The 20,920-nt window shown below is 54.5% G+C and carries 16 protein-coding genes and 1 pseudogene; 12 read left to right on the top strand and 5 right to left on the bottom strand.

Features of this window, described 5'->3' with window-relative positions:
• Nucleotides 1-14: 14 nt before the first annotated feature.
• From E8F06_RS24985 to E8F06_RS24970, 4 genes are all read right to left on the bottom strand, one after another.
• Nucleotides 15-728 carry a TerC family protein gene (locus E8F06_RS24985; protein WP_280371995.1) on the bottom strand — a complete coding sequence of 238 codons (714 nt, stop codon included), beginning with the start codon at nucleotides 726-728 and terminating at the stop codon, nucleotides 15-17.
• Between the two features lie 158 nt (nucleotides 729-886).
• Nucleotides 887-2,191: a citrate:proton symporter gene (locus E8F06_RS24980; protein WP_280371994.1), complete on the bottom strand. Its 1,305-nt coding sequence runs from the start codon at nucleotides 2,189-2,191 to the stop codon at nucleotides 887-889.
• 105 nt (nucleotides 2,192-2,296) lie between these two features.
• Nucleotides 2,297-3,025, bottom strand: a complete 729-nt coding sequence (locus tag E8F06_RS24975) for an ABC transporter substrate-binding protein (RefSeq protein ID WP_280371993.1) — start codon at nucleotides 3,023-3,025, stop codon at nucleotides 2,297-2,299.
• Between the two features lie 11 nt (nucleotides 3,026-3,036).
• Nucleotides 3,037-4,083, bottom strand: a complete 1,047-nt coding sequence (locus tag E8F06_RS24970; RefSeq protein ID WP_280371992.1) for an Ldh family oxidoreductase — start codon at nucleotides 4,081-4,083, stop codon at nucleotides 3,037-3,039.
• A gap of 191 nt (nucleotides 4,084-4,274) precedes the next feature.
• On the opposite strand from E8F06_RS24970, the gene E8F06_RS24965 reads away from it, so the two are divergent.
• The 9 genes from E8F06_RS24965 to mmsB (E8F06_RS24925) all read left to right on the top strand — a co-directional run bounded on the left by E8F06_RS24965 (nucleotide 4,275) and on the right by mmsB (E8F06_RS24925) (nucleotide 16,506).
• A complete protein-coding gene (locus E8F06_RS24965; RefSeq protein ID WP_280371991.1) occupies nucleotides 4,275-5,162 on the top strand; it encodes a LysR family transcriptional regulator in 888 nt (295 codons plus the stop codon).
• Nucleotides 5,163-6,080: 918 nt separating this feature from the next.
• Nucleotides 6,081-7,703: an MFS transporter gene (locus tag E8F06_RS24960; RefSeq protein WP_280371990.1), complete on the top strand. Its 1,623-nt coding sequence runs from the start codon at nucleotides 6,081-6,083 to the stop codon at nucleotides 7,701-7,703.
• A 108-nt stretch (nucleotides 7,704-7,811) separates the two neighbouring features.
• Entirely contained in the window at nucleotides 7,812-9,329 is a 1,518-nt protein-coding gene (locus E8F06_RS24955; protein WP_280371989.1) for a CoA-acylating methylmalonate-semialdehyde dehydrogenase, read from the top strand.
• Between the two features lie 233 nt (nucleotides 9,330-9,562).
• Entirely contained in the window at nucleotides 9,563-10,825 is a 1,263-nt protein-coding gene (locus tag E8F06_RS24950) for an OprD family porin (RefSeq protein ID WP_280371988.1), read from the top strand.
• Between the two features lie 888 nt (nucleotides 10,826-11,713).
• Complete coding sequence (locus E8F06_RS24945; protein ID WP_280371987.1) at nucleotides 11,714-12,688, top strand: quinone oxidoreductase; 975 nt, start codon at nucleotides 11,714-11,716, stop codon at nucleotides 12,686-12,688.
• Between the two features lie 57 nt (nucleotides 12,689-12,745).
• On the top strand, nucleotides 12,746-13,666 hold the full coding sequence (locus E8F06_RS24940) for a LysR family transcriptional regulator (protein ID WP_280371986.1): 921 nt from the start codon (nucleotides 12,746-12,748) through the stop codon (nucleotides 13,664-13,666).
• Between the two features lie 382 nt (nucleotides 13,667-14,048).
• Complete coding sequence (locus E8F06_RS24935; protein WP_280371985.1) at nucleotides 14,049-14,963, top strand: LysR family transcriptional regulator; 915 nt, start codon at nucleotides 14,049-14,051, stop codon at nucleotides 14,961-14,963.
• A 158-nt stretch (nucleotides 14,964-15,121) separates the two neighbouring features.
• Nucleotides 15,122-15,409, top strand: a complete 288-nt coding sequence (locus E8F06_RS24930; protein ID WP_280371984.1) for a YciI family protein — start codon at nucleotides 15,122-15,124, stop codon at nucleotides 15,407-15,409.
• Nucleotides 15,410-15,585: 176 nt separating this feature from the next.
• Complete coding sequence (mmsB, locus tag E8F06_RS24925) at nucleotides 15,586-16,506, top strand: 3-hydroxyisobutyrate dehydrogenase (protein WP_280371983.1); 921 nt, start codon at nucleotides 15,586-15,588, stop codon at nucleotides 16,504-16,506.
• 302 nt (nucleotides 16,507-16,808) lie between these two features.
• On the opposite strand, the gene E8F06_RS24920 is transcribed toward mmsB (E8F06_RS24925), so the two are convergent.
• On the bottom strand, nucleotides 16,809-17,732 hold the full coding sequence (locus E8F06_RS24920; RefSeq protein WP_280371982.1) for a LysR family transcriptional regulator: 924 nt from the start codon (nucleotides 17,730-17,732) through the stop codon (nucleotides 16,809-16,811).
• 169 nt (nucleotides 17,733-17,901) lie between these two features.
• On the opposite strand from E8F06_RS24920, the gene mmsB (E8F06_RS24915) reads away from it, so the two are divergent.
• The 3 genes and pseudogenes from mmsB (E8F06_RS24915) to E8F06_RS24905 all read left to right on the top strand — a co-directional run.
• Complete coding sequence (mmsB, locus tag E8F06_RS24915; protein WP_280371981.1) at nucleotides 17,902-18,825, top strand: 3-hydroxyisobutyrate dehydrogenase; 924 nt, start codon at nucleotides 17,902-17,904, stop codon at nucleotides 18,823-18,825.
• Nucleotides 18,818-19,105 carry a DUF1330 domain-containing protein gene (locus E8F06_RS24910; protein WP_280371980.1) on the top strand — a complete coding sequence of 96 codons (288 nt, stop codon included), beginning with the start codon at nucleotides 18,818-18,820 and terminating at the stop codon, nucleotides 19,103-19,105. Before mmsB (E8F06_RS24915) ends, E8F06_RS24910 begins: the two co-directional genes overlap by 8 nt.
• A gap of 619 nt (nucleotides 19,106-19,724) precedes the next feature.
• A pseudogene (locus E8F06_RS24905) lies at nucleotides 19,725-20,920 on the top strand (aconitate hydratase B); the annotation flags it as partial.

Here is a 20,920-nt window from a genome sequence, read left to right as displayed (position 1 = left end):
TGCAATATCGAAACTCATAACTGCTCACCTCTTTCAGAATTTGGAGGCGACTGACAATCAGTCTGCTGGCGGCTCTTCACCAGCATTCCCACGATCAAGACCGATACCGCCCCGGCACACCCAGCTGCGTAATGCGACCAAGATGGAAGACTTGGTAGGCTTATGTCACCGATAGCCATGCTGCCGGCGATCCAACCCAGCAACGCCGCTCCGAGAGTGATGACCAATGGAAATCGATCCATAAAGTGAAGTACCAGCTTGCTGCCCCAGATGATGATTGGGATGCTGATGGCGATGCCAAAAATCACCAGTTCTAGGCTTCCGTTGGAGGCTCCCGCGACCGCAACAACGTTATCCAGGCTCATGACGGCGTCAGCGACAATAATCGTTTTGATTGCTCCCCACAGCCGTGGGCTGGCAGCAGGGTTGTCATGCGCATCCTCCTTTTCTGGAATCAGCATCTTGGTAGCAATCCACAACAGCAGCGCCGCTCCAATGAGCTTGAGGTAGGGCAACTCCAACAATTGCAGTGCAAAGAAAATCATCACGATGCGAAGCACTATCGCGCCCAGTGCACCACCGATAATGGCGCGATTACGCTGAGCCTCTGGTAACTTACGGCACGCCAATGCAATAACCACTGCGTTATCGCCTCCGAGCAAAATGTCGATGGCGATGATTTGCGCCACTGCCAACCAAAAGGTTGGCGAGTTTACAAACTCGATCAAGATAAGCACTCCAAGCATCTGCACATCAGCCCGTCAGGCCGTGCGAAAAACCATGTAAAACTGGTTGCTGTATTTAATCGTCAGGCCATTCGCTGCAAAAGAACTACTGGCGTAATTGATGCGCCCACTCAAGCCTGGTTCCATGCTTCTGATTAGTGTCACGTAAACAGCGTGATTGCTCCTGTAAGCAATGACACACAGGTCATCAGCAGCGACAGTAATACCGCCCATTTGATCGTGCTTTTTTGGAAGTCACCGAGATCCCGGTCAATCATGCCTACCAGTAGCAATGTGGAGGCCACCAGCGGGCTGATTTGGTGAACTGGCTGACCGAGCACCGAAGCCCGAGCAATCTCAATAGGGTCGATTCCGTATGCGGTGGCAGCATTGGCAAGTATCGGTACGACACCAAAATAATAAGCATCGTTGGATAATAGAAAAGTCAGAGGCATGCTGGTGATCGCAACCACCAGCGGGAACAGATGCCCCCAAGAAGGTGGAATGACATCCACAAGTAGCTGCGCAATCGCGTCTACCATCTTCGTGCCCGAAAATATCCCAGCAAATATGCCAGCAGCAAAAACCAAGAGCACTACTACCATGGCGCTGCCCGCATGAGCGAGCATCCGCTCCTTCTGCAAGTTCAATTGAGGGTAATTCATCGACAAGGCAATAATGAACCCGAGCATGAAGCTGATCACGGAATGCAGGAGCCCTGTAACCAGACACACCATTACCAACAGAACCAGTACCAAGTTGGGGATCACCATCTTGGGGTTCTTGTTCACGCTATGACCCACGATTGATTCGATGTAGCAATCATCACCACCGCTGGTCAGGGTCACATTCCCAATAATTTTTCGCTCGCGCCGCCCCAGCAAAAACGCCGTGCACAGCACACCCAACGCACCCACGGCCATCGTCGGGAGTAGCGGGATGAAGAACTCCCCCGCATCCAGACCAAGAGCTGCTATCACCCGAGTTGCCGGGCCGCCCCAAGGCGTCATCCCGCCCATCACGCTGAGCGACAGTACGCAAATGCTCGCAAGGATCATTGGGTTAAGGCCGATGCGTTTGTAGAGGGGCAACATTGCCGCACAAGTGATCATGTAGGTCGTTGTGCCATCGCCATCCAGCGCGACGGTCAACGACAGAATTGCTGTGCCAACGGCGATCTTTACCGGATCGCCATTCACTTTCTTCAAGATAAATTTGATCATCGGATCAAAGAGTCCGGCATCAAAAAGCACACCGAAGAAGAGAATAGCGAAAAGCAACAACGCTGCGGAGGGCGCTACCATCTTGATGCCGTCGAGCATCATCTTGTCAGTGGTAAGGGCAAAGCCGCCGATTATTGAAAACACTACTGGCACGACGATCAACGCAACTATTGGAGAAAGCCGCTTCGCCATTATCAGGTAGGTAAATACCACGACCATCGACAATCCGAGAAATGCCAACATGTTAGATACTCTTGTTTTTATAATGAATTAGCAGCTGGCCTGCGGGCGACGCGCTAAAAGGCAGCGTCCCCACAGACGGCTTTGACTTTTTTGAAGTCGACGCTTTCAGCCTGCGACGGTGGCACCGACGATGCCGTGGTGTTCTAAAGCTTCTCCCACGAACCCGCTGGCCTTCGCCCACTCAACGAATTGCCTTAACAAGTTAGCCGCTTCCTCTCCATACGTGTGAGGAATCCCCATGGCTTGGCGGATTTCCATGAAGCGACCTGGCAACAATCGCAAGCCCGAAAAACGCTCTGCATCGAATTCCAGTTGTTGCTTTACACCAGCAGCCACATCGGCATTTTCAGCGAGGAATACATCGACGACAGTCGGGGAGGTAGGTGAACGAACAATCGTCGCTGCCTTTAATTCACGGGTCAGGTGCAGATCGTAGGCGCTCCCTGTACCGACAACTACCTGGGTATGGGGACGATCAACCTGAAAGTTGTCTGTCAGTGGTGAATCGACACGTACTAGGTAGCAGCCCTCGATCAGCACGTAGGGTTCGGTAAACGCCAGTTGCTCACCTCGTACAGGGTCAATTGCGAAAAAACCAAAGTCTGCCTTGCCGGCTGATACAGCAGCGACCGATTCCCCGGCGCTTTTGAACACGCAAAGCTCCAACGGTAAGCCTGTCTCCCTAGCGAAAGCAGTTGCCAGATCAACGGAAACACCAACCGCATTGCCTTTCTCATCAAGCCGAGCAAGGATCGGGTTTCCTACGTTGATCGACGCACGGAGTTTACCGGTGGGGGCTATTACGGCTGCTAGTTCTGGATTGATTAGTTTCATGTCGAGATCCCTTAGGCCGTCCGGCTTGCATAGCGGTCAAGAAGTACCTTGGTTGCTTGATCCACAGGTACACCGTCGCGCAAGTACCGCTGCATCTTTTTCAATTCAATCTCACCAGGCACGATGATCGGCGAATTGCTATCTACGGGCGGGCTCGCATGCAGGATAGAGGCAAAATCAGTCATCCGATCCTTAAGCCAACTCGTCGATCCTAGGCGTGTGGTATCGATAATGATGAAAAAATGGCCCAGGTTTTGTGGTTCATCCGGGGCGTCGACCCAAGACTTCACATGAGTGAGGTACGCCGCATCGGACAGTAAACCCGCGAACAGATCCACCATCAATGCCAAGCCGTAGCCCTTGTGGCCGCCAATGGGAAGCAGAAAACCGTCCAGCGCTGCGCGGGGATCAACGGTAGGTTTGCCATGCGCGTCTGTCGCCCAAGTGTCGGGGATGTTTTCTTGGCGTTTGAGCGCATTTCGGATCTTCGCACGGGCCACCACGCTCATCGCCATATCCAGCATGAAATGCTCTCCACTTGGGTGTGGAATGCCGAACCCGAGAGGACTATTACCTAGCCGCGCGTCACTGCCCCCCGTGGGTGCAATTGTGGTAGTCGCGTTGCTGCCAATAATGCTGGCAAAACCTTGTTCGGCAGCGATGTAAGAGTACGGAGAAATCGGCCCGAAGTGGTTGCTTCCTTTGGCAAGTACCAAGCCGATTCCGTACTGCTTTGCGAGGCTCATACCAGCTTCAAGCGCGGCCATGCCCACCAACGGGCCGACAGCGTTCTGACCGTCAACTTGAGCAATAGCCGGTGCAAGCGCTTTCACCTTGGGTACTGCCGAAGCGCTGATACCGCCTGATTCAAGTCGCTCACCATAAGATTCGACGCGACTCAAACCATGAGTAGTCAGTCCGAATAGATCGGCCATCACTAATACGTTTGCAACTTGCTCGGCATTCAACGCCGTAAGACCAAGCCCTTGAAACGCAAGGCTTCCCAATTGACGGATATCATCGACAGAAAGCAAAAGAATTTCATTTTTATTGTTCATATAATTAAGCTCACTCCAATTCCAGGCAATATTATGCTCGCGGGCGTAATCGCCAGAAGTTCAGCAAATAAAATGTTTTTAATCGGACAGGACAAACTCGAGGTTACTTCGTCTTCCTGCGAGTTGACAGAATGGGAGATGGCGATTAAAAAGTAAATTGCAAATAACCGTTCAATTTATGAGCATTACGCATGAATTTCGATCTGGCAGATCTCCGAGGATTTCTTGCGGTAGCTGACCTTGGCAGTTTCAGCGCCGCAGCCCAGGCAATGCATCTATCCCAGTCCGCGCTATCCCGCAGGGTCGACAAGCTGGAAACAGCGCTAGGCGTTAAGTTGTTCGAGCGCACCACGCGCAGGGTCGAGCTATCCACTATTGGGCGGGGCTTTGTGCCTCGCGCAAGAAACGTGGTGAACGAACTCGAGAATGCGCTAATTGGGTTTCACGACCTTTCCCACCGGCTCTCCGGCGAAGTCACCATCGCTTGCGTGCCTTCCGCCGTTGCGTATTTTCTGCCGGACGTGATCGCTCAATACCATGCCAAGTACCCCGGAATTCGGATTCGGGTCATCGATGAATCGTCATCCACCATATTGACCGTGGTAGCCAGGGGCGAGGCGGACTTCGGCCTTACCTACATCGGCACCCAAGACTCGGAGGTGGTTTTTCAACCATTGCTGGAAGAAGATTTCATCGTTGCACTTCGGGTAGGGCACCCGTTAACCGCGCGCCAATCGCTGACTTGGGACGATCTCTCGGGCTCTGATTATATTAGCTTGGCGCAAGGCAGCGGCAATCGGTTCTTGATTGACCAAGCACTAGCAAAGCGCGATGTTTGCCCACGATCTTTTTGCGAAGTTAAACATGTACCCGCCTTGGTGAGCTTGGTAGAGGCTGGACTGGGGATCGGAGTGGTGCCCAAGCTAGCAATGCCCGCTGATGGTCATCCCACGCTTGTCACTCGTCCATTGACACAACCCTCTATCAGCCGAACCCTAGGGCTCATATCACGCCGGGGGCGTGCTTTATCACCTGTAGCACAACTTCTGTTTGACCTTCTTATGACGAGGAGAAAGTAGTCAGTTTAAATAACAGTTTCTGACTTTTCCCTCTTCAGATACAGGATCAGAGAGCCCTAGCACAACGTATAGAGTGGCTCTCATTTTCACGATTGCTGTCCAAACGATCTCAAAACAAAAAGGCCCTTAAGGGCCATTTGTTGTACTCAAACCAACATCACTTGATCGGCCAGGACTCAACTGCGCTGAGCCGTGCCAGGCCTTCCAGGACTTTTGCTACGCTCAGAGATGTTGGAATCAGCCCCGCTTCCAACTCCATCTACTCAAACTTTAGAATCTGGGTGGCATCAGCCACGTTGTCTGCCACATACACAGAAGACCACCATTAGTCAGCAGAATAGTGCTGGCACGACTGCGCGATTTGCCAGTAGTGTCCCGTGACGTTGACTTGCGTGCCGTGTAAACCGTCTGTCTCCGGCCTCCATTTGCTCATTCCGCCCTGTTCCGCCCCCCGGACAAACGGCGCAGCCCCGTGCCAGAACCAGCCACTGAACAATGCATCTGTGACCTGCACAGCGTGCAGTAATTGGTAGCACCTCTGCCATTTTGACTCCCCCCCCTCTAACCCGCGTGCTAGAGGCGCTCAACCGCTAGCGCCGCTTCAGCACGGTGCAATTTTGCACATCCATTGGGCGATTCCTCCTCTGCTCCTATCGCCACGAGACTCATAAGATCTGGCGAAACAGCGGCTTATTGCCCCGCCAGGCAACTAGCTTATTTCAATCTCGTACTCACCGGGGCCTTAAATAACCCCGCGAATATCCGGAGGAATAGTTTTAATAATAGCGCGACTGAGTCCCGCGCCAAATGAAAGGCCTTACTGATCAGCATCAGTAGAACTTAAAAGTTCGCACAGTCATGCATCAGTAAGAAAACAAAAATAAGTACTGCGACCCACGAGGGTAGAGGAACTCAAAGATGCCAGAATATATCGACGAAAAAACAATCGTCTCCGCCCAACCCAAGCCCAATGAAGGGCGCAAAATACTGTTCGCCTCCTGTCTCGGCACCGTTTTCGAATGGTACGACTTCTTCCTTTACGGCGCCTTGGCTGCAATTATCGGAAAACAGTTCTTCGCCGGTGTAAATGACACCACTGCTTTCATCCTGGCGCTGATGACATTTGCTGCCGGATTCGTTGTTCGTCCTTTCGGCGCCCTGCTATTCGGCCGCCTTGGCGATATGATCGGCCGCAAGTACACATTTCTGATTACCGTAGTTCTAATGGGCTTGTCTACGTTCTTAGTAGGCCTATTACCCACGTTCGAAAGTTGGGGTATCGCCGCCCCGATTATTCTCGTATCGCTTCGGATGCTTCAGGGACTGGCGCTCGGAGGTGAATATGCCGGTGCTGCTACCTATGTGGCCGAGCATGCCCCCAAAGGAAAGCGCGGACAAAATACCGGCTGGATCCAAGCCACGGCCAGCATGGGACTTCTGCTCTCGCTGATGGTAATTTTGGTCTGCCGGTACATTACCGGTGACCAGTTCGATACTTGGGGTTGGCGCCTGCCTTTCCTGCTATCCATCATCATGGTCGCCATTTCCGCCTGGATTCGTCTCAGCATGCACGAATCACCTTCCTTTGAAAAAATCAAAGCGGAAGGCAAGCAGAGCAAGTCGCCTATTCGTGATGCCTTTGGTTCGTGGGCCAACCTCAAGGTTGTCCTCACTGCGCTTTTCAGTATCAATGCAGGCCAAGCCGTAACCTGGTATACCGCGCAGTTCTATGTACTGTTCTTCATGACTCAGTTCTTGAAGATGGATCCAGCACAAGCGAACCAGTTGCTGATCATTGCGGTCGTCATCGGCGCTCCGTTCTTTGTGCTGTTTGGTGTGCTCTCTGACAAGATTGGCCGGAAGCCGGTTTTAATGACCGGACTGTTGCTGGCAACCTTGCTTTACTTCCCTCTGTTTAACGCGTTGAGCCAATTCGGAAACCCGCAGATCGATGCTGCGACTCGCCAGTCGCCGGTCACCGTTATTGCCGACCCTGCTACTTGCACGTTCCAGTTTGACCCTGTTGGCAAGGCTAAATTCGATAGCCCCTGCGACAAGGTAAAAACCTACCTTGCCAAGATGGGTGTGCCCTACAACTCTGAGCACGCAGCACCTGGCAGCTCGGTTGTGACTACCGTGGGCAATCAGCAGATTCAAGGCTTCGACGAAGCAGTTATTCGAAAAGCAGTAATCGATGCTGGTTATCCGGAAAAAGCTGATCCGACCAAGGTGAACCAACCCATGGTTGTATTGGTCATCCTCGGACTAATGCTCATTGCCTGCATGACCTACGGGCCACTGGCAGCCTTTATGGTTGAACTGTTCCCAACTCGTATTCGCTACACCTCCATGTCGCTTCCTTACAACATCGGCAACGGCTGGATCGGTGGGTTCCTGCCAACGGTGTCTTTCGCCTTAGTTGTGTACACCGGCAACATCTATTACGGGCTTTGGTATCCGGTAGTGGTCACCGGCATCAGTTTTGTAGTAGGCACTCTCTGCATTAAAGAAACGAAGGGCGTCGACCTAGACAAAGTTTGAGCTTTAAATATTAATTCAAGTAGAACGCACTTCGCTTACAGACTAACGATACGGCAAAAGCCCTTCGCATGATCGGTCTGCCTAGACTATTCTCTACAGGAGAACACAATGAGTACGTCGTCCAAAGAACAATTCTCCCAGGTTAAACTTTTGATTAACGGGGAATGGGTAACCTCGCAAACCAAAGAGTGGCTAGATGTTGTAAACCCTGCAACCCAGGAAGTGCTTGCAAAGGTTCCGCTTGCCACCGCTGACGAGGTCAATGCAGCCATTGCAGCGGCAGAACGCGCCTTCGCCACCTGGAAAGACACTCCGATTGGCGCACGCATGCGCATCATGCTCAAGTATCAGGCCCTGATCCGTGAACACTCGAAGCGCATCGCTGCCGTTTTGAGCGCGGAGCAAGGCAAAACCCTCGCTGATGCCGAAGGCGACATATTCCGTGGCCTGGAGGTGGTCGAGCACGCCTGCTCCATCGGCACTCTTCAGATGGGCGAGTTCGCCGAGAACGTTGCCGGTGGCGTTGATACCTATACGCTCCGCCAACCCATCGGCGTTTGTGCCGGCATCACCCCGTTCAACTTCCCCGCGATGATCCCGCTCTGGATGTTCCCGATGGCGATTGTCTGCGGCAACACTTTCGTGCTGAAGCCTTCGGAGCAAGACCCGCTGTCGACCATGATGCTGGTGGAGCTGGCAGTCGAGGCCGGCGTTCCTGCTGGTGTGCTCAACGTCGTTCATGGCGGCAAGGACGTGGTCGATGCACTCTGCACCCACAAGGACATCAAGGCAGTGTCGTTCGTGGGCTCGACCCACGTAGGCACCCACGTCTACAACCTGGCCGGCCAGCACGGTAAGCGCGTTCAGTCGATGATGGGCGCCAAGAACCATGCGGTCATTCTGCCCGATGCCAACCGGACTCAAGCCCTAAATGCCATCGTTGGCGCAGGCTTTGGCGCCGCCGGTCAGCGCTGCATGGCCACGTCGGTGATCGTACTGGTAGGCGAGTCCAAGCAATGGCTCCCGGACATCAAGGCCCTGGCTCAGAAGCTGAAAGTGAATGCTGGTTGCGAGCCTGGCACGGACATTGGCCCCGTGATCTCCAGACGTGCCAAGCAACGCATCTTCGATCTGATCGAGAGCGGTATACGCGAGGGCGCCAAGCTCGAGCTCGACGGCCGTGACGTCGTGGTGCCCGGCTACGAGGACGGCAACTTCGTCGGCCCGACCCTGTTCTCCGGCGTCTCGACCGACATGCAGATCTACACCCAGGAGATTTTCGGGCCAGTTCTAGTAGTGCTGGAAGTGGATACCCTCGATGAAGCCATCGCCCTGGTCAACGCCAATCCGTTCGGCAATGGCGTTGGTCTGTTCACCCAGAGCGGCGCAGCTGCCAGGAAATTCCAGAGCCAGATCGACGTCGGCCAAGTCGGAATCAACATTCCGATCCCGGTACCCGTCCCCTACTTCAGCTTCACCGGTTCCCGTGGCTCCAAGCTGGGCGACCTCGGCCCCTACGGCAAGCAAGTGGTGCAGTTCTACACCCAGACCAAAACGGTCACTGCCCGCTGGTTTGACGACAAGAGCGTAAACGAGGGTGTTAACACGACCATCAACCTGAAGTAACGAAACCCAGCGCTGCCTGATGACCTGTCACGGCAGCACTTCGTATAGGGGCACATCAACAGTGTGCCCCTATTTTTACGCCCCGCCGGCACATCCCTGGTGACCTAGTTCACCAGGATTTGCAGCGCAGCGTCGCCGGGCAAAGGGGCTGAAAAAGGCTGGAGTTAACCCTCTCATTCCGAGCCCACAACTCACACCAACTTCGGCTGACAACAAAAACAAGAGGATTCACCATGCACCGCAATTCCGTAACTATCGGTCTGCTCGTGGCCGGTGGCGCCCTCGGCTTGTCCGGCACTGCCGCAGCGGAGTTCGTCAAAGACAGCAAGGCCAGCCTCGAGCTGCGCAACTTCTACTTCAACCGTGACTTCCGCCAGGACAACGCGCCGCAGAGCAAGGCAGAGGAGTGGGCCCAGGGCTTTCTGCTGCGCTATGAGTCGGGCTTCACCGAGGGCAGCATCGGCGTTGGCTTAGATGCCATCGGCCTGCTCGGCGTCAAGCTGGATTCGAGTCCCGACCGCGCCGGCTCCGGCCTGCTTAAGCGTGACCGCGAGGCGCCCAAGCGCGCCCAGGACGAATATGGCGAGGTCGGCCTGACCGCCAAGCTGCGTGCCTCGAAGAGCACCCTCAAGCTCGGCACCCTGATGCCCAAGCTGCCGGTGCTACTTGCCAACGACTCACGCCTGCTGCCGCAGACCTTCGAGGGCGGTCAGCTCAATTCCCTGGAGCTCGATGGCCTGACCTTCGATGCTGGTCGCCTGCGTCAGGTGAACCAGCGCGACTCCTCCGACTACGAGGACATGAGTATCACCACCGTCGGTGTGAAGAACATCCGCGCGCGCAACACCACTAGCGATGCCTTCGACTTCGCCAACCTCAGCTACAAGTGGAACGACCAACTCACCACCGGCTACGGCTTCGGTCGGCTGGACGACTTCTATCGCCAGCACTATCTGACCCTGAATCACCTGCTGCCGCTGGGAGATGGCCAGAGCCTGAAGAGCGACTTGCGCTTCGCCCGCTCAACCGACGAGGGCGGCAGCAACGTGGACAACAAGGCCTTCGGCGCAATGTTCACCTACGGCATTGGCGGCCACGCTCTGGGCCTGGGTTATCAGAAGATGAGCGGCAACACCGGCTTCGCCTACGTCAACGGAACTGATGCCTACCTGGTGAACTTCGTGCAGATCAGCGATTTCGCCAACCGCGAGGAACGCTCCTGGCAGGCGCGCTACGACTACAACTTCGCCGCCGTGGGGATTCCCGGCCTGACCTTCATGACCCGCTACCTCAGTGGTGATGGCATCGAGCTGGGTGCCGGCCGCGACGATGGCAGGGAATGGGAGCGTGACACCGACATCGCCTACGTGGTGCAGAGCGGGCCGCTGAAGAACCTGGGGCTCAAGTGGCGCAACGCAACCGTGCGCTCGACCAACTTCGGCAACGACCTGGACGAGAACCGCCTGATCCTGAGCTACACCTTGCCCCTCTGGTAAGACTGTAGCGTGACCGGGCCATCGGCCCGGTCACTTCTCTCCTTGCGAGTGCATACGACTGCCACCATTGCCTCGACTGCCCCCTTGGCGCGACCTGCTCACCCTGGACTTACGCACGCCCCTGCCCCGATTGATACATGTCATAGGCACCAGTTCAATCAATTGGCTTCGGAAGCACTCAAACTTCGATTCGCCTCGACTCTATCGAGCACGGCCGAATTCTCCTCTGCCCAGTCATACTTCGCCGCCGGGGGCTTCACACACTCCGTCCCCAGGTCGGTCGCGAGTACTCCACCATCAGCGGCATCAAGTCGTAGTCCTTTCGATTGACCAGACCGTCCATTTCCCGCCCGCGTATTGTCTGGCTCAGCATATTCTTAGAAACACCCGGCATAACCCGGTGAAGCCGGCTTGTCCGCAGCGGGACAAAGCTCAGGATATAGATTGCCAAGGATGTCCACCTGGATGAGAGCAGTGTGTGAATGCACCTTGGTGGGTAGCTCTCAAGGACTATCACTGGCAAGGCGACTGGTTGGTGCTCATGACAAACTCCGTAAAGCAAATGATGGATGTCCTCGTTAACTACTGTCGTCAGCATCATAAGGGACAGGCTCAAACAGCCCATAACCCTATCAAAAGAACCGCTATATATAGCTGCACCAAGCGCACTTCTTAAATGCTCTGACGGCATCTATTCAATTCAGTACCCGCGATCAGGCTTTCATCACCCTCGCCTCCCGCACCAACAGTCAGCGTCAGCAGGCCAGAAACTCCGATACAAAGGATTGCTGCATGGCATACATGCTTCCGCTGCATCAAGGGCCACTACTCACCTTCACCAGAACTGCCTAAGGTCGAACCAACCTTCAACTGCGGAGAATATCCACGATGGCTTTGGTAGTTCGCTTAACAGAAACCGGTGGTCTGGACACACTCAAACTGGTCGAGGAGGAGAAGTCTGCCCCTGGCTACGGCGAGGTCTGGATCGAGCAGCATGCAATTGGCGTCAATCCGCTTGATGTGAGCCAGCGGAAAGGCGCTGTACCATTGAAACTGCCATCGGGTCTCGGCCTTGAGGGGGCAGGAGAAATCACGGCGGTTGGCCCTGGCGTGGAAAACTTTCTTGTCGGTGATCGAGTGGGATATGCAACGGGGCCCGTTGGCGCCTATGCCAGTGGCCGCATCTTCCCCGCAGAGCGCCTCATCCTACTGCCAGACTCGCTGAGTTACGAAGGCGCAGCTTCATTGCTGTTCAAGGGCATCACTGCGCAATACCTGCTGAAGACAACCTTCCCGGTCACGAAAGGCTCGCGAATCTTGGTCTATGGGGCATCGGGTGGGGTGGGTCAGATCATGGTTCCATGGGCAAAGTACTTAGGCGCCCAGGTCATCGGCGTTGTTTCCAAGCAATCAAGCGTTGAGCGAGCCAAGCGTGCTGGGTGCGACGAAGTTTTGGTTTTCGACGCTGCTTCGCTACCGGAACAGGTAATGGAAGTCACTAGCGGCCACAAAGTCGACGTTGTGTACGACGGTGTGGGCCGCGCGTCCTTCGAAGCCTCGCTGAACAGCCTTCGACCACGTGGACTGATGGTTTCCTACGGAATGACCTCCGGCGCACCGTTGGCCGTGGAGATTGCTACTTTGAATGCAAAGGGCTCCCTGTTCCTGACCCGCCCCTCTCTTGGAGCGCATACAGCAACGGCAGCGGAATACCAGCGACGAGCAGCGGATGTGCTTAAAGCCTACGCGGATTGGATCATCAGACCCAATCCTTGCCACGAATTTAAGCTCAGCAACGTCGCACAAGCTCATGAGCTGCTGGAGAGTGGCAGCAGTCAAGGTGCCGTTATACTCAGGTCTTGACCAACTAGGAACGAAAGCCCTCTGGCTGGCCGCCCGCCGCCAGAGGCGACCACCAGCATGAACCCTTTCGAAAGCCATTACGCCGATCAGATCGCGGCGCTCCTCGCCCTCAGTGACGGTGGCTCCTTCGTCGCTGCGGGTAAAGCATTACAACGTCACCCGACCATCATCTCCAAGCGTGTCGCGGAACTGGAAACCAGGCTTGGCATACGCTTGGTGGAACGAACGACCCGGCACTTGCGCTTTACCGAGGCAGGAACGCTTTACGTCCAGCATCTTCAGAGCGCTCGAGACGTCTTGCTGGACGCCGAACAGGCCGTGACAGCTAGCGCCGACCACGCAACAGGCACGCTTCGGCTGGCTTTGCCGGCGGCTCTTGGGCGGACATGGTTGGCACCGATAATTGCCGAATTCACCGCGCAGCACCCCACGCTAACGGTTCACGCGGAGTACTCGGATCTTTTCGTCGATATCATCACAGAAGGCTTCGATGCCGCGATTCGGGTCGGAGAATTGCCTGACAGCCGCCTGAAAGCGAAAAAGCTGTGCGACAACCACCGGATCCTTTGCGCCTCCCCTGATTACCTGGCCAAGCACGGTACTCCGAAAGAACCAGCTGACCTGGCGACACATAACTGCTTAGGCTTCACCAATTTGGCCACCTACCCTGCGTGGAAACTCTCCAACGGTCGCCAGAAGAAAACGGTACTAATCAAAGGCAGCTTGACAAGCAACGACAACGAGGCCCTGCTCGATGCAGCACTTCAAGGGCTCGGGGTGCTAGCCGGAGGCGACTGGCTAATGAGTCGGGATCTGCTCGCTGGGCGCCTGGTTCACATTTTGTCCGAATGGAAGCTGGACATTCGCTCAGGTATCTATTTCGTCCGCCCCTCAGCACGGAATGCACCGGCGAAGACCAAGGTGTTCAAGGAGTGGATCGAGCGAAAATTTGCCGCAGGGCCACCTTGGTCTACATGATGGCTCAGCCAGAATAGGAGGTGTCACCAGACACCTCACCGCAATCGGATTGCGAGCCCATTTCGGCAGATGGGTGAACGGAGTAGCTGCCGCCAAGCCCAGCTTATACCACCCGGCCGCGCACAATAATCTAACTGGGAAGAATCCCATACTCTTCCATGAACACCTGGCAGCAGTGAGGCACATCGCTAAGTGTTTCCCAGCCTTCATGCATCCCGGCATGAAAATCACGCGCAGCACCAGTGCTGATTGATGCAGTTTTCTACTGCACCAAGTGCAGCAATTTCACGATAAAGATTTGATAAAATCGCTAATGAGCAAGGTAGCCCGCGTCTCCCCTGAGGGCCCACCAATAAGTAATAACTTGCTCGGGAGTACTTTCATGCCACGCAAAACTCAATCAGACAATTGGGATCACCTTCGTTATTTTCTTGCTGTTGCACGATTCGGAACCTTATCCGCAGCGGCTGAGCAACTCGGCACCGAGCACACTACCGTCTCCCGACATATTGGCTACTTGGAAAAAAAGCTGAATATTCGCCTTTTTCACAAGAGCAACACGGGTTACTCCCTCACCAGCGCAGGCGAAACGATGTTGGAGTCCGTACAGCAAATTGAGGGAATTGTCGTCGCCTCCCAGAACGCCATCAAAGATCCCGAAACCATTGAAGGCACCGTAAGGGTCGGGGCACCCGATGGTTTTGGAAGTTTATTTCTGGCCCCGCTTGTTCAGGGATTGCTAGCTAAGCACAGCAAGCTTGATGTCGAAATATTTGCCGCCTCCAGAATATTCAGCCTAGCAAAGCGAGAGGCCGATATTGCGATAGGACTGGCAAGCGCCGAGCACTCCAGAGTAGCTTCGCGCAGACTAACCGACTACAAACTCCTGGTGTATGCATCTAGACGCTACTTAGCGAAGTCGCAGCCGATAAAAAATCGAGCTGACCTGATAAACCATCCATTTGTTGGGTACGCTGAAGACTCTCTATTTGCACCAGAACTCAAGTACTTCGACGCACTCTCGCTAGACACTATCCCACGATTAAGGAGCACGGCACTTCTAACCCAGGTCTTTGCTACGCTCAAGAGCAATGCCTTGGGTATTCTGCCCTGCTATATCGCCTCCGAGTTCCCCGAACTGATTCCCATCCTGCCTGACGAAATCTCCTTGACGCGATCCTTCTACATGCATGTACATGAAGATCACCGTCGTGCAGCGCACGTGAGAATGGTCGCCAATTTTATTGCCGAGCAAGTTCATGACAACCGTGCCATGTTCATGGGTGAGAACCTATAGCCCATTTAAGATAGGCTGGTGGCAACCATAACTGCCCCTGGGGCTGTGCATTAACACAGAATGGTTGTGCACTTATATCATTGATCGAAATTGCATTTTGCCAATTAATTCCATTCGCGTCACTTGTCAACAAGCACAATTACCGCGAGGAAAACAAGATGCTATTCGCCATTCACTGCCTGGACAACCCGAAGACTCCTGACCTTCGTGAAAAAAACTACGACGCTCACAGAGGTTTTCTGACCTCTCCGTCACTAAGAATCTTGATGGCTGGCCCTCTGCTCGACGAAGTAACCAAGGCAAAAATAGGAAGCCTTCTGGTCGTTGAGGCAGAAACCAAAGAACAAGTTCTTGCCTTCCATAAAGCTGACCCTTTCGCCCAAGCTGGTGTTTGGAAAGATGTCAGCATCCACGAATTCATCGTCAACGTTGGCGATAAGAAATAGCCATCAGACGTACGCGGATACAAGGCTCGCGGGCAGCTGTGCGTTTCTGCACAACCATTGATTGCCGATGCCATTGTGACGACTTCGTAATCCGAGAAAACTGTTCTGGTCGGCTGCTGGAGTTGTGACAGACATCCACTCCAATCGACTACGTTCTTAATTGCAGGAGTACAACAATGAAAACTGTCGCCTGGATTGGTCTTGGTTTCATGGGCAACCCCATGTCCAAGAACATGATTAAAGCTGGTTATACTGTTCGCGGTTATGACATCGACCCAGATGCCATTTCTCGTGCCACCAAGAACGGTGTGATCGCTGCCTATAGTGTCGCCGAGGCCGTCAAAGGCGCTGAAGTGATCTACACCATGCTGCCGACCGGCAAAGAGGTCAAGGAAGTACTGACCGGCCCGAACGGCGTGTTCGCTAACGCGGCTCCGGGCGCCCTGGTTATTGACTGCTCCACCATCGGTATCGACACCGCTGGTGAAATCCATGAAAGCGCTGACGCCTTTGGCGCGCGCTTTGTCGAAGCTCCGGTGTCCGGCGGCACCGAAGGTGCTCGCGATGCAACCCTGACGTTCATGATGGGCGGCAAAGACGAAGACATCCCCCAAGCCGCTGAAATGCTGAAACCCCTGGGCGAGTACATCGCTCATGTGGGCGGCCCTAAGGCTGGCCAAGCTGCCAAGGTCGTGAACAACCTGATCATGGCCGTCTGCCTGACCGTCAACTGCGAAGCTACTGCTCTGGCCGAGCGCCTGGGACTGGATCTCAAGGCCATGTTCGAGATCATCATTCGCTCCTCCGGTGACAACTGGACGTTCCGTACCTGGAACCCAGCACCGGGCGTCGTGGCAGAAGCCCCCTCCTCGCACGAATTCAAAGCTGGCTTCAAGACCTGGCTGCTGGCGAAGGATCTCAGCCTCGCTCTGACTGCCGGTCGCAGCGTCGGCCTGAACATCTCCACTGCTGAAGCAGCACACGCGCTGATGAGCAATCACGTACAGAACGGCGGCGCCGACATGGACGCGACTTCCCTCGTGCTGACCATGTCCACCGAAGCCCAAAAGGCCACGCAGAACAAGGCAGTAGCCTGAGTCCCAGCCCGGTCTACCTCCCTTAGTTCTTTTTCCCTCAGCCAAACCGAAAGGTAAGGCTGGGGGCTTTTTTTATTGGGATGTAGACAACGAGATAGACTTCGCCCCTCCCAGTCATGGCTGGATGCTCACCAGGGACAGATACCCAGCCTATCTTCAGCCGCCAAACCGCATTTTAGTTACGTCTGCGCTTCTTAAGGGCCAACAGAAACGAGTGAATAAATCAGGCCTTTACGTGCACGCAAAGGCAAACTTCACCTAGTCCCCCTCGAAACCAATCCTGAAGTCCAACCCAACAATTGTTAATCGGTACCTGGGGTATTTTTTTGCAGCGCAAGTGCGAGCGCGGAAGCCTGGCCAAGCTCACTTTCAGCCATTTCCCTTAGCTGATTCCACACTGTCCTGAAACGAGATACGTTACGCAGAGAAGAGTGCATAGTTATCCAATAACTCTTATGCAGAACAACCTCCCCTGGCAATACCCTGACCAACCCAAGTGATTGCGCCGCCACATAAATGGGTAAAATCACAATCCCCAACCCCGATTCAGCAGCCGCCTTCTGACCCAATATGCTAGTGCTCCGGTACTTGATTCTACCAGGGGCAGCATAGTCTGCTGGCTTAGGTACGTTTTTTGCCAAAACCATCTCCGATACATAATCAATAAAATCGTGACCAGCCAAATCATCGACGGTGTTTATTGACGAATGCATTGAGAGATATCCTGGAGATGCATATACCCCCAGTTCATAGTCAGCAAGCTTTGACGCGATGTAAGGGCCTCGCTCTGGCCTATCTATACTGATAACGATATCAGCCTCATTGCGCGGCAACGGAATAGCCCGAGGCAGCGCGAGGACTTCCACACGAAGTTCCGGATATTTTGCCATTATCTCCGCCACATGGCGCGGAATTATCTGAGTTCCGTAGGCCTCGTTACAACCAATACGAACCAGACCGGCCACATCAACGTCTTCGTCGATGCTGGAAGTGATATGGCCATACGCAATCTCCATGTCCTCCGCGCTTTCTAAGATGCGGCGGCCCCGCTCGGTAAGCGCATAGCCGGTTTGGGAGCGAACGAACAACTGGGCACCAAGAGAGGTCTCCAAGGCCTGAATTTTCCTCGCTACCGTCGTGTGCTCGACACCGAGTCGCCTGGCTGAAGCGGTCAGCCTTCCGGTTCTGGCCAGATCGAGAAAGAACCTAAGGTCATCCCAGTTCATCGTTTCGCCTCATGTGCACAGATGCACACACGCTGTGCGCACGCCGTGTCTTCAATGTTCATTACAGCGCTGATATATATATATTCCAACCCCAAACATGATAACAATCTCCCGCAAGATTTTATAATTATTTGCGAGGAGCCAACGATAAAAACAATGAGGTGTCATTATGTCCTCCGTAGGATTTATTGGGCTCGGCAACATGGGATTACCCATGGCAGTTAATTTGCTAAAAGCAGGGCACGACGTCAGGGTATTTGACCTTAACGCTGTCGCACTAGAGGCCATTGTAAGCAAGGGTGGAGTTCGAGCAAAAAGTGCAGCGCTAGCCGCTAAGGGTGCTGACGTCGTCATTACGATGCTCCCCAACAGTGGCGTCGTGGAGTCAGTCTATCTTGGCGCTGAGGGCATTCTGGCACAGAGTAACGATAATTCGATCTTCATCGACTGTTCCACGATTGACCCTAAGATGTCACAGAAAGTCGCTGCGGCTACCGAGAAGATGGGAAGTTCATTCTTGGACGCACCGGTTTCAGGTGGAGTAATGGGCGCACAGGCCGGAACTCTCTGCTTCATGGTGGGTGGAAAAGTAGAGGTTTTGGCTCGAGCGTCAGATCTACTGGGGCAGATGGGAAAGAAAATTATCCATACTGGCGACCACGGTACAGGTCAACTCGCCAAGATCTGCAACAACATGATGGCCGGAATACTCATGGCTGCCACTGCCGAAGCTTTAGCTCTTGGCATGCGAAATGGTCTAGCCCCTTCTGTTCTCAGCGACGTAATGCGAAACAGTAGCGGGGGCAACTTCATGGTTGAGAAGTGGAATCCATGGCCAAACTTAATGGCAGGTGTGCCCGCAAGCAATGATTATCACGGAGGCTTCCAAGTTCAGTTGATGTTGAAAGACTTGGGACTCGCAATTGATTGTGCCCAATACTCCAGCGCCGCTGTACCGCTTGGCGCCGCCGCTCGCAACGTCTTCGCTCTTCATGGCGCAGCCTCAAGCGATAACCCCTCCCTGGATATCTCAAGCATCCAAAGACTCTATTTTCCTCACATCCAAAACCAAGGTGGAAGTAACAATGCCTAAAGCCTACTGGGTTGCCCGCGTCGATGTTGTTAATTCAGAACCCTACTCGATCTATGCCAACCTTGCGAGCTCTTGCTTTGCCAAGTACGGAGCCAACGTATTGGCCCGAGGCAGCCGATTTGAAAGCCTTGAGGGGGAAGCACGCAAGCGCAACGTGGTTATCGAGTTCGAATCGATGGATAAGGCACTTGAATGCTACCATTCAACGGAATACCAAGCGGCAAAGAAACACCGCGAGGGACATGCCTTCGCCGAGCTGTTGATTGTTGAAGGCGCTTAGTCTCTCAGTCATCTATAGGAGGCGTGGCCTATCGGCCGCGCCATCCCTGTTAACTATCACTGATGACGTACACGCACTGCTGGTCAACGGAAGCGCAATACTAGGAAATTGTGCCACGTTGTACCAAGCACAAAATCTGGGCGATCTCACTAGACAACCGCGAGTGGCCTCCGCGCATTCGCCTCACCTTATGGGCAAGGAAATCTCCATCGACGACAAGTTTCGATCCCATACGCCGCTTCTGACTGTAGGGACGGCATGTTTTCCAGCGTAGTTCTTAGCGCTCGGCCAGTTGCTCGATCCAAATTACTTCTATTGCATTCTAAAGACATAATAGATAGTCATCAAAATATGCACACTCGATGTGCATTTATCCCGCTCCCCCTAAAACTAAAGCGATGCTAGATTCCAGTTAAAACAATCTACCCAGCAAGTTTTCGCGCTGCTTCAAGTGTGCAGACACGCGTTCTCACTTCAAGATACCCAGATAAACAGCAGCCATTTCTACGGCAAATCCAGAACCACCAAATAACACGCACACCTACATAACCAGCCCCTTATTTATCCTTCTAAATGTCCCGGCAAATCATTTCACGATCTTATGAAAATGGTGAACACAGTGCTTGATGCCTATCGCAATCACTCAAACACGCGAGCCACAGAAGGATTGCCGCCTCTGGCTCTTAACGCCGAGCAAACCGCAGGCCTAGTCGAGCAGCTGAAGAATCCCCCGGCTGGTGAAGAGGAGTTCCTCCTCCATCTGATCACCAACCGTGTACCGCCGGGTGTGGATGAAGCCGCCTACGTCAAAGCCGGTTTCCTCTCCGCTATCGCAAAACTCGAAATCACCAGCCCGCTGATCTCCAGGCAGCACGCAACTGCGCTACTGGGCACCATGCAGGGCGGCTACAACATCGCCACCCTGGTCGAGCTGCTGGAGGATGCCGAACTGGCCACCGTTGCCGCCGCACAACTGAAGCACACCCTGCTGATGTTCGACGCCTTCCATGACGTCGCCGAGCACGCCAAGAAAGGCAACGCTTGCGCCCAGGCCGTGCTGCAATCCTGGGCCGACGGCGAGTGGTTCACCGCCCGTCCGGCCATCGCCGACAAGTACACCCTGACCGTGTTCAAGGTGCCCGGCGAAACCAACACCGACGACCTGTCCCCCGCCCCGGACGCCTGGTCGCGCCCCGACATCCCGCAGCACGCCCTGGCCATGCTGAAGATGGCCCGCGATGGCATCGAGCCGATCCAGCCGGGCTCCGTCGGCCCGCTGAAGCAGATCGAAGCCGTCAAGGCCAAGGGCTTCCCGGTGGCCTACGTCGGTGACGTGGTCGGTACCGGTTCCTCCCGCAAGTCCGCCACCAACTCCGTGCTGTGGTTCTTCGGCGACGACATCCCGTACGTGCCGAACAAGCGTGCTGGCGGCTTCTGCTTTGGCAACAAGATTGCGCCGATCTTCTACAACACCATGGAAGACGCTGGGGCACTGCCGATTGAGTTCGACGTTGCCAATCTCAACATGGGTGACGTCATCGACGTCTATCCCTACGCAGGCAAGGTCTATAAACACGGCACCGAAGTGCTGCTCGCCAGCTTCGAGCTGAAGACCCCGGTCTTGCTCGACGAAGTCCGCGCCGGCGGTCGTATTCCGCTGATTATCGGCCGAGGCCTGACCGAGAAGGCCCGTGCCGAGCTGGGTCTGGGTGCTTCCGACCTGTTCAAGAAGCCGGAATCCCCGGCTGACAACGGCAAGGGCTTCACCCTGGCCCAGAAGATGGTTGGCCGTGCCTGCGGTCTGGCCGAAGGCCA

It is taken from the genome of Pseudomonas sp. BN411, from assembly GCF_029871235.1.
Lineage (GTDB): Bacteria > Pseudomonadota > Gammaproteobacteria > Pseudomonadales > Pseudomonadaceae > Metapseudomonas.
Note: the sequence above shows the minus strand (reverse complement) of the source record. Positions and strands in the feature narration are given on the sequence as shown.

Bases quoted from the DNA above. Each gene is read 5' to 3' on its own strand.
- E8F06_RS24970 (WP_280371992.1), bottom strand. From the start codon at position 4,083: ATGAACAATAAAAATGAAATTCTTTTGCTTTCTGTCGATGATATCCGT.
- E8F06_RS24930 (WP_280371984.1), top strand. From the start codon at position 15,122: ATGCTATTCGCCATTCACTGCCTGGACAACCCGAAGACTCCTGACCTT.
- E8F06_RS24960 (WP_280371990.1), top strand. From the start codon at position 6,081: ATGCCAGAATATATCGACGAAAAAACAATCGTCTCCGCCCAACCCAAG.
- E8F06_RS24955 (WP_280371989.1), top strand. From the start codon at position 7,812: ATGAGTACGTCGTCCAAAGAACAATTCTCCCAGGTTAAACTTTTGATT.
- mmsB (WP_280371981.1), top strand. From the start codon at position 17,902: ATGTCCTCCGTAGGATTTATTGGGCTCGGCAACATGGGATTACCCATG.
- E8F06_RS24935 (WP_280371985.1), top strand. From the start codon at position 14,049: ATGCCACGCAAAACTCAATCAGACAATTGGGATCACCTTCGTTATTTT.
- E8F06_RS24975 (WP_280371993.1), bottom strand. From the start codon at position 3,025: ATGAAACTAATCAATCCAGAACTAGCAGCCGTAATAGCCCCCACCGGT.
- E8F06_RS24965 (WP_280371991.1), top strand. From the start codon at position 4,275: ATGAATTTCGATCTGGCAGATCTCCGAGGATTTCTTGCGGTAGCTGAC.
- E8F06_RS24910 (WP_280371980.1), top strand. From the start codon at position 18,818: ATGCCTAAAGCCTACTGGGTTGCCCGCGTCGATGTTGTTAATTCAGAA.
- E8F06_RS24945 (WP_280371987.1), top strand. From the start codon at position 11,714: ATGGCTTTGGTAGTTCGCTTAACAGAAACCGGTGGTCTGGACACACTC.
- E8F06_RS24920 (WP_280371982.1), bottom strand. From the start codon at position 17,732: ATGAACTGGGATGACCTTAGGTTCTTTCTCGATCTGGCCAGAACCGGA.
- E8F06_RS24950 (WP_280371988.1), top strand. From the start codon at position 9,563: ATGCACCGCAATTCCGTAACTATCGGTCTGCTCGTGGCCGGTGGCGCC.
- mmsB (WP_280371983.1), top strand. From the start codon at position 15,586: ATGAAAACTGTCGCCTGGATTGGTCTTGGTTTCATGGGCAACCCCATG.
- E8F06_RS24980 (WP_280371994.1), bottom strand. From the start codon at position 2,191: ATGTTGGCATTTCTCGGATTGTCGATGGTCGTGGTATTTACCTACCTG.
- E8F06_RS24940 (WP_280371986.1), top strand. From the start codon at position 12,746: ATGAACCCTTTCGAAAGCCATTACGCCGATCAGATCGCGGCGCTCCTC.